Here is a 12,944-nt window from a genome sequence, read left to right on the forward strand (position 1 = left end):
AATCTCCTCGCAATGACGATATAGAATTTACTAGTATCCTTTAAAAGAGCGAAATATAATAATAAAACATCATTGAATAGAGAAAATGGCACGTAATAAAATCAACGATGAATCAAAAATATTGGGTCTTTATAATAATAAAGATAATTCTATACCAATACCTCGTATTTCACCTTCTAACGTTCAAGCTGAACAAATGCTACTAGGAGCAATTCTAACTAATCATGACTCCTTAAATTCCGTATCGGAATTTTTACGTTTAGAACATTTTTTTGAGCCTATTCACCAAAAAATTTATAATGCAATTGAGGTAATTACTGAAAAAGGTTTAATAGCCACTCCTGTAACTCTCCGTAGTATGCTAAATAATGATGTTTTATTTCAGGAGATGGAAGGCGCTGAGTACCTTACTAGGCTTGTAACTCTTGCCATGATGGTCATAAATCCGCTAGATTACGGTAAAATAATATATGATTTGGCATTAAGGCGTAACTTAATCCAAATCGGCGAAGAAGTAGTAAATAATGCCTATAATGCTTCTTTAGATTTAGATGCACCGCAGCAAATTGAGCAAGCGGAAGCAAAGCTTTATAATTTAGCCAGTGAAGGAATAAATGAAAAAAGCTTTATAAAAATAGGTATGCCTATTTCTGAGTCGTTATCTAGTATTAACAGAGCTATGAAAAATAGTGATCATGTAATCGGAATATCTACCGGCTTAATTGACTTAGATCATAAATTATCAGGTTTTCACAATTCAGATCTTATAATTCTTGCCGGTCGTCCCTCAATGGGTAAAACAGCATTTGCCATAAATCTTGCCGTTAATGCCTGTAAAGCCATGAAAATAAAAAATACTAGGCAGCAGGAAGAAATGCAGTCTGTAGGCTTTTTCTCATTGGAAATGTCTTCAGAACAACTTACAACTCGTTTACTCTCAATGTATACGGAAATTAATTCTTCCGCTCTTCGAACAGGACATCTTAGTGAGGAGAATTATAATAATCTTCGCAAAGAAGCAGCTGCTTTATCTGAATTACCGTTTTTTATTGACGATAGCGCCGCTTTGTCAATCTCTGCTATTCGTACACGTGCAAGAAAAATGAAACGCAAGCACAATCTTGGAATATTATTTATAGATTATTTACAATTAATCAGGGGAGTTGGCAAATCTGAAAATAGAGTAAACGAAATCTCCGAAATCACTCAAGGTTTGAAAGCGATAGCCAAGGAACTAAATATACCGGTTATTGCTTTATCGCAATTATCGAGAGCCGTAGAACTTAGAGAAGATAAAAGACCTATGTTATCAGATCTAAGAGAATCAGGAACAATTGAACAGGATTCGGACATAGTAATGTTTATTTACCGCGAAGAATATTATTTAACTAGAAAAGAACCGTCAACTGGTGATGTAAAACATGCAGAGTGGCAAGATAAACTCAATAAAGTTTATAATATTGCTGAGATTTTAGTAGCAAAGCATCGTAACGGTCCAGTCGGTAATGTTCAGCTTTATTATGATAGCCAATATTCCAAATTCGGTAATTTAGCCAAAAAACCTTTAACCGCTACAAACTAACTTCTCTCAACACTATTACATTCAACATATGCTTGTATTATTTGGCACTTTGTAGTTTTTGTGTTATAATACGCTAAATATAATTTGGATTAGTTATTATGCCAATTTCACGCTTTTTAGACCCCAAGAATAATTTTGCTTTTCTGCAAATATTCGGTACTGAAAAAAATAAAGATATACTTATTCATTTCCTAAATGATGTTTTAGGTTATAAAGATAAAGAAGAAATTACTGAAATAGAGTTTTTACAAACTATTCAAAACCCGGATATTGCTATTTATAAGCAATCTATTATCGATGTGTTATGTAAAGACAAACATGGCGTACAATTCATCGTGGAAATGCAGATCAGCAAACACCCAGGCTTTGAAAAAAGAGCTCAACTTTACGCAGCAAAAGCATATTCTAAACAAATAATCAAAGAAGATGAAAATCATAAGAATATGGCAGTATACGCCAAGTTAAAAGGCGTAGTATTTTTAGCTATTGCTGATTTTATTATGTTTCCTGATAAGGAAGAATGGAAATCAACACATAGATTACTTGATACTAAAACTTATGAGAATGATCTAAAAGACTTTTACTTTATTTTTATGGAGCTCAAAAAATTCAATAAAACAATTGAGGAACTAGAAACTCTTGAAGAAAAATGGGTATATTTCTTTAAACATGCCCATCATACTACTTTAGCAGAGATGGAACACTTGATCGGCAATGATATAATTATAAAAAGAGCGTTTCAAGCAATAGATCAAGCTAGTTGGTCAGAAGCACAGTTGAATACCTATGAGAAAATAATAAAAACTGATCTTGATAACCTAGCCGTGCAACAGCAAAAAATCGAAGATGCTGAAGCTAGGGGAGAAGCCAGAGGGGAAGCCAGAGGGGAATATAGTAAAGCTATAAATATAGCTAGAAAAATGCTATCTATAAAAGAACCTATAGAAAAGATTATAGATTTTACCGGTTTGACTGAAGAGCAAATTGAGAAATTAAAGTAATAATATGACATCTAAAACTAGAATTATAGAGGAAACCTAACCAGCAACTCGTATTAAACTAATTTCTTGCATAAATTTATTATCTGATCGCTATATTGTTGTTTATGTAAATATCTACTTTTTAGCTTTAGCTTTTTAAAATTCTCCTCCGTAACTGGCAATGCTTGACAAAGCATTATTAAATCTTCGTCTAAAATAAAATGTTTGCGAGGGATATCTAGGTGCTTTACTTGCTCTTCACGATAGCTAGCTAAAATTTGCATTTTAGTAATAAATTCTTCTGATTCTCTATAAAATCTAACTTTCCGCCAAGCATCCTCAGGTTTGACAAAATAGTTTTTAACATCTAATAGGGATTGCAATTGAGTATTATATTTTTTTGTTAAGTTGTTCTCGGTAATTATCTTATATAATTTTTTATAAATCACTTCTAAATATTCTACATCTTGCATTGCATAATTTAACATCTCTTCTTTTATAGGACGCTTTAACCAATTGGCTTTTTGATAAGTTTTATCAATGCTCACATTATAAACCTTATAGCAAAGATCATCATAGCTTAGTTGCTTACCGAAACCGCAAATATCGGCAGCAATCTGGATATCAAAAATATTATGCGGCAAACCTCCAAATAAATGATAAAATATTTCTAAATCTTCACGAGGAGCATGAAATAATTTAAGAATTTTATCGTTTATAAGTATTTGATTAAAAGCAGTCAGGTCAAGGTTGGTTAGAGCATCGATTATAGCACTATGCTTCCCAGCTTTAACCTGAATGATGCTTAACTTGGCATAATAAGTATTACGACGTGAAAACTCCGTATCAATGCTTATTATATCCATGTTAGATAGCTTGGTACAAAGCTCATTTAACATTTTTTGATTATCAATAACCATAGATATTTTACCTATAACAAACTCTTTTTACGGCAGTTATTATATCTCTTTCAGTAGGTAATGCCAGTTTTTCTAAATTAACGGCATAAGGGAGTGGAACGTCTTTGCCACTAACAATTTCTATAGGTGCATCTAAATAATCAAATGCTTCTTTCATGACAATAGCGGCTATACTAGCACCAACTCCGCCAAAAAACCAACCTTCTTCTACGACAACTAAACGATTAGTTTTTTTAACTGATTCTATTATTGCCTGCGTATCTAGCGGTTTGATAGTACGAAGATCGATAACTTCGCAATTAACCCCCTCTGTTTGCAAAGCATTTGCTGCTTCTAACGCTAGCTTAACTTGCAACGAAAAAGTTACGATAGTTGCGTCATTGCCTTCTCGTAAAATTTTTGCTTTACCGAATGGAATCGGCTCAACTATTTCAGAAATTTCAAAATGATGCCCGTATAAAATTTCATTTTCTAAAAAAATAACGGGGCTATCATCTCTAATTGCTGTCATTAAAAGACCCTTATGATCTTCAGCACTATAAGGAGCTACGACTTTTAAACCAGGAATGTGCGCATAACAAGCCGTGTAATTTTGGCTATGCTGTGCTGCTACCCTACTTGCTGCTCCGTTTGGACCTCTAAATACTATCGGACATTTTACTTGCCCACCGGACATATAATGCGTTTTTGCCGCTGAGTTAACTATATGATCCATCGCTTGCATGGCAAAATTAAAGGTCATAAATTCGACAATCGGACGAAGCCCAGCAAATGCAGCACCTACCGCAATACCTGCAAAACCATGCTCCGTTATCGGCGTATCAATAACCCTTTTAGCACCAAACTGCTCAAGCAACCCTTGAGTTACCTTATACGCTCCTTGATATTCGGCGACTTCCTCACCCATAACAAAAACTTTCTCATCACGCAACATTTCTTCCTTCATCGCATCACGTAGCGCTTCACGTACCGTTATTTGCATTTTATTTTTATTCCTATTTATTTTTAGTTTATTTCATATGTCATTCCTAGCTAAAGGCAGGAATCCAGGCTTTTTTTGTCATGCTGAACTTGGTTCAGCATCTTTTTGTAATAGATCCTGAAATAAATTCAGGATGACTATTGTTTTCTGGATTCCCGTTTTCACGGGAATGACATAAGGGAGAGTGGGCATAACAACTCACGAGCAATATATATTAGTATAAAGTTCCTGCTCCTCTGGCAAAAGTGAATTTTCTGCAAACTCTACCGCTTCCTTGATAACTTCTTTAACATTTTGCTCAATCTTTTTTAAAGCCTCTTCATCGGCATAACTGTTATTTAATATTATCTTCTTTATTAATGATAAAGGGTCTCTCTCCTTATATTGCTCTACTTCCTCTTTACTACGATATTTTGCTGGATCGGACATTGAATGCCCACGATAACGATAGGTTTTTACCTCTAATATTAACGGCATATTATTTTCTCTAACATACTCGGCAGCCTGTTTAGCACCATTATATACTTCTTCAAAATTCATGCCGTCAAGCTGAAATCCTTTTATCCCAAATGATTCACCTTTTTTATAAAGATCACGCATAAAAGTAGAGCGTTCAACAGAAGTCCCCATAGAATATTCATTATTTTCAATAATATATACTACAGGTAACCCCCATAACGCAGCCATATTAAAAGCTTCATACACCTGCCCTTGATTAACGGCCCCATCTCCCAGGAAGGTGAAACAAATATTATCGGTACCTTGATATTTTTCAGCAAAAGCAAGCCCCGTACCTATCGGAACTTGTGCGCCAACAATTCCGTGACCGCCGTAAAATTTATTCGGTACATCGAATAAATGCATTGAGCCGCCCTTACCTTTTGAGCAGCCCGTAGCTCTTCCCATAAGCTCGGCAAGGACATATTTTGGCTCAGTCCCTACTAAAATAATATGAGCATGATCACGATAGCTAGTAATAGTGCTATCACCTTTTTGCTTAATCATATCAATTGCAGTAATTACTGCTTCTTGTCCGATATATAGATGACAAAAGCCGCCTATTTCTCCCATACCGTATAACTGACCACATTTCTCTTCGAAACGCCTTAGCAATAACATTTTTTCATAAGCTTCTAAATATTGCTCTGGAGCCGGTTTATAAACACCTGTTTTAATCATTCATTATTCCTTACTTAATTGTTACACAATACGGTACATGATCAGAGGGCTGCAACCAATCACGAGCATTAGATAATAGATCAATAGAAGATAAATTATTTTCCAGATTTTTACTAACCCAAATATGGTCTAGCCTTCGCCCTCTATTGGACTTTTTCCAGTCCACGTTTCTATAACTCCACCAGGTATAAAATTTTTCACTGAAATTAGTAAAATACCTGGCACTATCAATAAAATCCAGAGAATTTTGTAATTCTATTAATAATGAGCGTTCAATATCGGTGTGGCTAACAACGTTACGTAATTGTACGCTCGACCATACATCATGTTCATGAGGCGCTATATTTAAATCACCGACAATAATAATTTTATCGTTTCTACTACGGTTACCAGTTAACCAGGCCTGCATTAATTTTATATATTCGAGCTTATGCTTAAATTTTAAATTTATGCTTATATCGGGGATATCACCGCCGGCGGGAACATAAAAATTATGTAGCTCTATATCGCCAATTTTAACCGCAATATGTCTTTTGTCATTATTATATAACTCAAGCGATAATATATCGGTAAAAGGTAACTTTGATAAAATAGCTACGCCGTTATAAGACTTTTGCCCAGAATAAGTTGTATATTCATATCCCTTATCTTTAATAATTTGTATGGGGAATAAAGCATCTTCAACTTTTGTTTCCTGTAATGCTATGATATCAGGTTGATGTTCATCTATCAGTTTTTTTAATAAATTAATCCTAAATCTAATAGAATTAATGTTCCAGGTAACTATTTTCATTATATACTGTGCTTGGTATTATTGCATGGATAAATTAAAGCATATTCTATGTCATTCTCGTGAAAACAGGAATCTAGAAAAAATACTTTTAAGTCATCCTGAATTTATTTCAGGATCTATATCTACTATAAGAGATGCTGAAACAGTTCAGCATGACGTAAGTAAGACTGGATTCCCGCCTTCGCGGGAATGACATCGAGAGCTTTTAAGAGCCATGCAACAACGCCCCGCTTTTACAGGAATGACATAATAAGTACTCTACTTATCTTCTTCAGCAATAGCGGCATTTATTATTGCATCCCTAAAATACACTATATCCAATTGATTCGCCGGATTATCCATATTAATTTTACCTTTTTCTTCTTCAGGGATTTTTACCATTACATTACTTAATATAGCAAAGTAAAAGTTATCGGGTATAATATACCCTGCTTCGCTTCTTATCGCTAACGCACTTCCGGAATGATGAATCATTACATGTTTTTTATCGAGTTCAGTAATAAAAATTCCATAACCAGTATATGTCGTATGCCTGTTATCATCTTCTGCTAGAAAATATTTAGTGGTCATAAGCTTATAAGATTTTTTAGAAAGTATTTTTCCTTGATTTAAAGCTTTATACCATTTTATAAGGTCAGAAGTACAAGAAACAATCCCCACATCTCCATAAGGACGAGCAACAAAATCAACATTTGCTAAAGAAAAGATAGGTTTACCGCTAGTAGGTTTAATAAAATATCTAAGAGGATAATTTGCACTAACATTATTTTTTTGAATTCCGATAGCTTCATAAAATGAAGCAAGTTTTGTAGATTTCATATGCAGCGGATTAAAAAATTCATCTCGAAAGAAATCAGCTAAATTTTGGCCACTTATTTTTTCAATAATCATACCGAGTAAAATAAAATTAGTATTACTGTATTTATATTTTTTACCGATCGATACTTCTAAAGGTTTTGCAGTAATATATTGTATTATTTTTTCATTAACCTCTTTTTGCGACATATTAAAATCTAATTTAACAAGTCCAAAATACTCAGCCAGGCCGCTTGTATGAGTTAGTAAATTATGAATTGATATTTTATCCACCCAATCAGGTACAGTGCCCTGCCAAAGATCGGCATCAAGATACTTAGAAATTCTGTCGTTAACATTTAATAGTCCTTTATCTTGTAGTCTTAAAATCCCTGCAGCCGTGATCGGTTTTATACCTGAAGAAACAGGCATTACTTCATTAGCTTTTAATTGATCGCCGCTTAAAGAAAAAACTCCTCTAGCTCCTATTATTAAAGGCTTTTCTTCATCCTCAAACTTAAAAACTGCATTTAAAAATCTATTTTCTAAATAATTTTTCTCAACATTAGTAATTCTTTCTTGCATATTTGCAAAGCTATTTACATCACTGATTAACAAAAAAGTAAATAATAAAAAATATTTACGTATCACAAGTCACCCCTTATAAAAATATGTTTTCTTTTAATTTTTCTCGTCATGGCGAGGAAATTCGAAGAATCGACGCAACAAATCTAGAATACCCATTTGTCATTGCGAGCATTTGCTCGGAGCGCAGCAATCTTATGAAGTTAACTAGATTGCTGCGCTTCGCTCGCAATGACGAAGTTATGATTTTTATTTAAATTGCCGCGTCGTTGCTATCGCAACTCCTTGCAATGACGGTTGTGATATCCACGCAACAACATTTGCAACGTGTCCTAATGACGGTGAGGTATATCCGCACAATAATACTAATCCAGGTATATAATATATAGATATAAAGTAAAATCTTCTAGGAAATTTTAATAAAATCGTAGAAAAAGTTGAAATCTATCAAAATTTTTGATAGATTTTTATTTTTTAATTTCAACCCACATTAATATTATGATCAAAAACATTTTATTAATAATTATGGTCATTCAGCTTGTTGGCTGTACAACATTTTCGACCCCTCAATGGTATAAACAAGGGGCAACTCAACAAGAATTAAGTGAAGTTAATTATATTTGTCTTAAAGACTCTCAACAATATCAAACCAGGGCAGGAAGCACATATAATGGAGCAACTAACAATTACTATTACAGTAATTCAGCTAATGCTTATAGTACTTATAAAAGTGGGATGGTAACAAACAAAGTATTATTTAACGCTTGTATGAATGCCCATGGTTTTTATTTTGTTTATTTAGATTAAACTTTAGGTTTGTATGGATACTTATCTTCTTAATCTAGGTTCTGTGAACAAAATTTAAATTAATCTATTTTAGTTCTTTTTTGCTGCAAATTATAAGATTTTTTTGAAATATGAATAACTATTCCTACAAAAATCTTATTAATTCTCGCTAAAAAATATCTTAAAATATAAATAACTTAAATTTGGTTCACAGAACCTAATATATTTAAAAAATAATTTGGCAATTTTGCCTTTAAAGTAATTTCTTCACCGAATATTTTTTCATGAAAAACTATATTACTTGCATGAAGTAACATATGTTTAGGGTGTAAAGGAGGTTGTGCCATACCATATTTAGCATCGCCGACTATAGGACAGTTTAACAATTTTGCATGAAATCTTAGTTGATGCATTCTGCCGGTAATCGGCGTAAATTCTATTAACGATAAATTATTATTAAGCGATTTTAATAATTTATAATGAGTAATAGCGAGCTTCCCATTCTCATTATCTATATCAACAATTTCATACGCCCCTTCTTTTCTCTTCCCTATTAACCCTTGAATTTCACCGATATTTTTTGGAGGTCTACCGAAAACTACAGCAATATAAGTTTTTGCAATTAGCTTTTCTTTAAAAGCATCAGCAAGCTTTACACTACTTTCATAATTTTTAGCAATTATTAATAAGCCGCTAGTTTCCTTGTCCAACCTATGCACTAATTTATAGTCAAATGATCCCCATTCGCCTACATCGTTGCTCGTCGCTCGCCTATTATCTATAGGCGTCGCTCCTTGCGCCTTGTATTCAAACGGGGCTGATTTGACTCCATTACTATTTTTATAGTTTAAATATTTTAGGGCATCGTCAATGGAAAGATTAATTTTAGTTCCACCTTGCGTCGCAAGTCCTGCAGGTTTGTTAATCGCTATAAAATGTTCGTTTTCATAGATTAAATAATTTTTAATAAGTTTATTTGCCAATGTAATTATCGAATCGGAAAATATAACTTCTAAAGTTTCTTCTTGGGGCAAATTTAATTTGTCGTTTATAAAAATTTCGTCATCTTCTTTTATTCTTAAATTTGCCTCTATTTTATTACCGTTAACCATTATTTGCTTTTGCCTTAAAGCTCGCTCAATAACCCCTTGCGTAAGTTTAGGATATAAACGTCTTAGATATTTGTCTAACCTACAGGGAATTGTAGCCTCTACTTTGATAATCATTTTTAACGATTCTTAATTAAAAAATAACACCATATTATAATCGATAAAAGAATTATAGCAAAAATTTGATGAATAAGAGCAGCGATAAGCGGAACGGAGTATAAAATAGTGATTATACCAGTTAGCATTTGTATTAACACGGCAATAATTAAATAGTAAGCTATTTTATTTAATTTCGGATGCTGAATTTTTAATAAACTTCCTGCTAAAAATAAGGTAATAACAAATACGCTATAGGCTCCTATTCTATGAATGAATTGAACAAAAACCGAATCATACCAGTTACTCGTACGAAAAAGATTATCTTTTATCTCTATAGGGATAAAGCTTTCACCCATCAACGGAAAACTATTATATATCAGCCCCCCGTGTAAACCCGCAACTAAGCCGCCTAGGAAAATTTGTCCATAAATTATAGCAATACCAGTTAAACAAAAAAATAACGGAGTTTTTAAATTTATTTGCGGAGAAATTAATAGGATATCAAAGCTATTTTTCATTAAGCAGTAAAAAAGTAAATGATAAATAATAACGGCAATAATTAAATGAAATGCTAACCTAAAATGACTAACGCTTGGATTATTAATTAAGCCACTTTTAACCATATACCATCCCATAAAACCTTGTACACAAAACAATATTAATACGGATATATAAGGTAGAAGTGAGTATTTTTTAATTTCCCCTTTAAAGTAAAAATATATTAAAGGTAATAGATATATTAAGCCCGTAACTCTTCCGGCTAAACGATGGATAAATTCCAACCAATAAATAAACTTAAACTCCGATAAGGTCATAGCATAATTATGAATTTGATATTCAGGAAATGCTTGATATTTAATAAATTCTATTTGCCAGCCTTCGATATTAAGAGGAGGGACAATACCAGTCAACGGCCGCCATTCAACAATTGATAATCCTGATCCTGTAAGTCTAGTTACCCCGCCGATAAGAATCATTAGCATGATCATAGTACAGCTGACAACAAGCCATTTTGTAATTAATATTTTATGCATAATTAACGATGTTTATTCAGCTCTAACTAATATATGTCTCTTCTTACCTACAGAGAGTTTAATCACCTGATTATCAAGTAGAAAATTATTGTTAATTAACATATTTTCATCAAGCACGGTTTGATCGTTAACTTTAACGCCCTTACCTCTAATTAATTTGCGGCTTTCAGATTTTGAAGAGCTAAGCCCTGCTTTATAAAACAATTCAAATGCCGGAATGCCCTGTTGCAAAATTTCCTGCTCAATTATAATAGTCGGTAAATTCTCGTCGATTTTCCCCTGTTCAAATAATTTAACTGAGGTCTCTAATGTTGATTTTGCCGCTTCTTCCCCATGACATAATTTAGTCAAATTATAAGCTAACTGTTTTTTAGCGCCATTAATATCTGAAACCGCTAAATTTTCAAATTCCGCTAAAGTATTTTCTGATAACTCACTATATAAGCGAGCAAATCGCACAACATCCGCATCCTCACAATTACGCCAATATTGGTAATATTCGTACGGGCTTAAAAGATCTTCGTTCAGCCATATAGCTCCACCAACAGATTTACCCATTTTCTCACCCGAAGAGGTCGTAAGCAGCGGCGTCGTCATGCCAAAAACTTCCTTGCCGGTTAATTTTCTAATGAGCTCAGCCCCCATCACTATATTACCCCATTGGTCACTACCACCTAACTGCAATACACAATCATAATTTTTGCTTAAATAGTAAAAATCATAAGCTTGCAACAACATATAGTTAAATTCCAAAAAACTTAAATGCTGCTCTCGTTCTAAACGTAGCTTTACCGAATCCATAGTAAGCATACGATTAACGGAGAAAAATGCGCCGAAATCCCTTAAGAAATCCAAATAATTAAGAGAATCTAACCACTCAGCGTTATCAAGCATAATAGCGTCGCTTTCGCCGCTACCGAACTTAATAAATTTCGACAGAGATTTTTTAATACCTTCGGCGTTCTTAGCAATATCTTCTTTAGTTAGAGCTTTTCGTTCTTGATTTTTACCAGAAGGATCGCCAATTTTACTAGTGCCCCCGCCAATTATCACGATCGGCTTGTGTCCATGTTGCTGAAGTAACCGCAAAATCATTATTTGCATCAAACTACCGATATGTAGCGACGTAGCCGTACAGTCAAAGCCGATATAAGCAGCTATCTTACCTTGTTCAGTTGCTTTATTCAGCTTCTCAATATCTGTAGATTGGTGCAAATATCCCCTATTTGCAAATTCTTTGATAAAAGTCATATATTTTTTAGATAATGTTTAAATATTTTTATATATATATTATAATTATTTAATTGTATTATAAATTATAATACAATACTAGTATTTAATGTAATAATAATTTAAATGGGATTTATGTATATTAATACACTTACTATTACCTCTCAAGGGCAAATATCTTTACCAAAGAAAGTAAGAGAAGTTTTAAACAGCAATATTATCTCTATCGAAATTAATGAAAATAATCAAGTGATACTATCCCCTATTTCCGATGTTGGGGGTGCGCTTGCCGCTTATAAAAAAAATTCTACACTTTCATTCGATGAAATAAGAGAAAAAGTGTGGCATGAAAATATTTCTCAAAATCTTAAAAAGCATTAGAAATATTTATGAAATATATCTGTGATACAAATTTTATCGCGCAATATCTTCTGAAAGATAATCAAGAAATGTTTGATAAGACAAAAATAATATTTGATAAAGTAAAAACAGGTCATATTACTTTAATAATAGAACAAACCGTATTTATGGAAGTAATATATTTATTATCCTCATTTTATAAAATCCCTCGTAAAGAAATATCATTAACATTATCCGAAATGTTTAATTATAAAGGCATAAAATGCAAAAAAGAATGTTTTTTAACTGCTTTAGAATATTATACTAAATATAATATTCATATAGTTGATTGTATTTTACTTGCCGAAGCTACCCTTGAAAATATTCCTATTTGTACTTTTGATCAAAAATTACTCAAATTAGTTAGTGAGTATGGAATATCAATTAAGAAAAAATTATCAATTTAACGCTATAAATCCTAAAATTATGATAGGTACGTAACAATATTCTTGCCCAAAGAGTAAAAAAAAT

14 protein-coding genes are annotated in these 12,944 nt (G+C 32.8%); 6 read left to right on the forward strand and 8 right to left on the reverse strand.

The window, feature by feature from the left end:
* The first annotated feature begins 85 nt into the window (after positions 1–85).
* Both OTR29_RS04400 and OTR29_RS04405 read left to right on the forward strand, forming a co-directional pair.
* Positions 86–1,582, forward strand: a complete 1,497-nt coding sequence (locus tag OTR29_RS04400) for a replicative DNA helicase (protein ID WP_422229445.1) — start codon at positions 86–88, stop codon at positions 1,580–1,582.
* A gap of 98 nt (positions 1,583–1,680) precedes the next feature.
* Positions 1,681–2,583 (forward strand): Rpn family recombination-promoting nuclease/putative transposase, encoded by a 903-nt coding sequence (locus tag OTR29_RS04405; protein WP_422229446.1) that lies wholly within the window; start codon positions 1,681–1,683, stop codon positions 2,581–2,583.
* Positions 2,584–2,636: 53 nt separating this feature from the next.
* On the opposite strand, the gene OTR29_RS04410 is transcribed toward OTR29_RS04405, so the two are convergent.
* The 4 genes from OTR29_RS04410 to xth form a co-directional block, all read right to left on the reverse strand.
* On the reverse strand, positions 2,637–3,482 hold the full coding sequence (locus OTR29_RS04410; protein WP_422229447.1) for a ribonuclease D: 846 nt from the start codon (positions 3,480–3,482) through the stop codon (positions 2,637–2,639).
* A 7-nt stretch (positions 3,483–3,489) separates the two neighbouring features.
* On the reverse strand, positions 3,490–4,485 hold the full coding sequence (locus tag OTR29_RS04415; protein ID WP_422229528.1) for a pyruvate dehydrogenase complex E1 component subunit beta: 996 nt from the start codon (positions 4,483–4,485) through the stop codon (positions 3,490–3,492).
* A gap of 177 nt (positions 4,486–4,662) precedes the next feature.
* Positions 4,663–5,643: a pyruvate dehydrogenase (acetyl-transferring) E1 component subunit alpha gene (gene pdhA, locus OTR29_RS04420; protein ID WP_422229448.1), complete on the reverse strand. Its 981-nt coding sequence runs from the start codon at positions 5,641–5,643 to the stop codon at positions 4,663–4,665.
* Positions 5,644–5,653: 10 nt separating this feature from the next.
* Positions 5,654–6,436: an exodeoxyribonuclease III gene (gene xth, locus OTR29_RS04425; RefSeq protein ID WP_422229449.1), complete on the reverse strand. Its 783-nt coding sequence runs from the start codon at positions 6,434–6,436 to the stop codon at positions 5,654–5,656.
* Positions 6,437–6,461: 25 nt separating this feature from the next.
* Here xth and OTR29_RS04430 point away from each other — a divergent pair, with 25 nt between their 5' ends.
* On the forward strand, positions 6,462–6,629 hold the full coding sequence (locus OTR29_RS04430; protein WP_422229450.1) for a hypothetical protein: 168 nt from the start codon (positions 6,462–6,464) through the stop codon (positions 6,627–6,629).
* A 65-nt stretch (positions 6,630–6,694) separates the two neighbouring features.
* Here OTR29_RS04430 and OTR29_RS04435 read toward each other — a convergent pair whose 3' ends face one another.
* Entirely contained in the window at positions 6,695–7,882 is a 1,188-nt protein-coding gene (locus OTR29_RS04435; RefSeq protein WP_422229451.1) for a serine hydrolase domain-containing protein, read from the reverse strand.
* Between the two features lie 432 nt (positions 7,883–8,314).
* Here OTR29_RS04435 and OTR29_RS04440 point away from each other — a divergent pair, with 432 nt between their 5' ends.
* Complete coding sequence (locus tag OTR29_RS04440; RefSeq protein ID WP_422229452.1) at positions 8,315–8,623, forward strand: hypothetical protein; 309 nt, start codon at positions 8,315–8,317, stop codon at positions 8,621–8,623.
* 176 nt (positions 8,624–8,799) lie between these two features.
* Here OTR29_RS04440 and OTR29_RS04445 read toward each other — a convergent pair whose 3' ends face one another.
* From OTR29_RS04445 to tyrS, 3 genes are read right to left on the reverse strand one after another with little or no spacing between them, the layout of a single operon-like run.
* Positions 8,800–9,828 carry an RluA family pseudouridine synthase gene (locus OTR29_RS04445; RefSeq protein ID WP_422229453.1) on the reverse strand — a complete coding sequence of 343 codons (1,029 nt, stop codon included), beginning with the start codon at positions 9,826–9,828 and terminating at the stop codon, positions 8,800–8,802.
* Positions 9,829–9,830: 2 nt separating this feature from the next.
* Positions 9,831–10,844 carry a COX15/CtaA family protein gene (locus OTR29_RS04450; protein ID WP_422229454.1) on the reverse strand — a complete coding sequence of 338 codons (1,014 nt, stop codon included), beginning with the start codon at positions 10,842–10,844 and terminating at the stop codon, positions 9,831–9,833.
* A 12-nt stretch (positions 10,845–10,856) separates the two neighbouring features.
* Positions 10,857–12,095, reverse strand: coding sequence for a tyrosine--tRNA ligase (tyrS, locus tag OTR29_RS04455; RefSeq protein ID WP_422229455.1), 1,239 nt, complete (start codon positions 12,093–12,095; stop codon positions 10,857–10,859).
* Between the two features lie 114 nt (positions 12,096–12,209).
* On the opposite strand from tyrS, the gene OTR29_RS04460 reads away from it, so the two are divergent.
* Together OTR29_RS04460 and OTR29_RS04465 are read left to right on the forward strand one after the other, a co-directional pair.
* A complete protein-coding gene (locus tag OTR29_RS04460; protein WP_422229456.1) occupies positions 12,210–12,455 on the forward strand; it encodes an AbrB/MazE/SpoVT family DNA-binding domain-containing protein in 246 nt (81 codons plus the stop codon).
* 8 nt (positions 12,456–12,463) lie between these two features.
* Positions 12,464–12,880 (forward strand): PIN domain-containing protein, encoded by a 417-nt coding sequence (locus OTR29_RS04465; RefSeq protein WP_422229457.1) that lies wholly within the window; start codon positions 12,464–12,466, stop codon positions 12,878–12,880.
* The last annotated feature ends 64 nt before the right edge of the window (positions 12,881–12,944 follow it).

This window comes from Rickettsia endosymbiont of Halotydeus destructor (genome assembly GCF_049278075.1).
Classification (GTDB): domain Bacteria; phylum Pseudomonadota; class Alphaproteobacteria; order Rickettsiales; family Rickettsiaceae; genus Rickettsia.

Excerpts from the sequence above, each read along its gene's own strand:
- pdhA (WP_422229448.1), bottom strand. The coding sequence starts at position 5,643 with ATGATTAAAACAGGTGTTTATAAACCGGCTCCAGAGCAATATTTAGAA.
- OTR29_RS04400 (WP_422229445.1), top strand. The coding sequence starts at position 86 with ATGGCACGTAATAAAATCAACGATGAATCAAAAATATTGGGTCTTTAT.
- OTR29_RS04430 (WP_422229450.1), top strand. The coding sequence starts at position 6,462 with ATGGATAAATTAAAGCATATTCTATGTCATTCTCGTGAAAACAGGAAT.
- OTR29_RS04405 (WP_422229446.1), top strand. The coding sequence starts at position 1,681 with ATGCCAATTTCACGCTTTTTAGACCCCAAGAATAATTTTGCTTTTCTG.
- OTR29_RS04440 (WP_422229452.1), top strand. The coding sequence starts at position 8,315 with ATGATCAAAAACATTTTATTAATAATTATGGTCATTCAGCTTGTTGGC.
- xth (WP_422229449.1), bottom strand. The coding sequence starts at position 6,436 with ATGAAAATAGTTACCTGGAACATTAATTCTATTAGATTTAGGATTAAT.
- OTR29_RS04465 (WP_422229457.1), top strand. The coding sequence starts at position 12,464 with ATGAAATATATCTGTGATACAAATTTTATCGCGCAATATCTTCTGAAA.
- OTR29_RS04450 (WP_422229454.1), bottom strand. The coding sequence starts at position 10,844 with ATGCATAAAATATTAATTACAAAATGGCTTGTTGTCAGCTGTACTATG.
- OTR29_RS04445 (WP_422229453.1), bottom strand. The coding sequence starts at position 9,828 with ATGATTATCAAAGTAGAGGCTACAATTCCCTGTAGGTTAGACAAATAT.
- tyrS (WP_422229455.1), bottom strand. The coding sequence starts at position 12,095 with ATGACTTTTATCAAAGAATTTGCAAATAGGGGATATTTGCACCAATCT.
- OTR29_RS04410 (WP_422229447.1), bottom strand. The coding sequence starts at position 3,482 with ATGGTTATTGATAATCAAAAAATGTTAAATGAGCTTTGTACCAAGCTA.
- OTR29_RS04460 (WP_422229456.1), top strand. The coding sequence starts at position 12,210 with ATGTATATTAATACACTTACTATTACCTCTCAAGGGCAAATATCTTTA.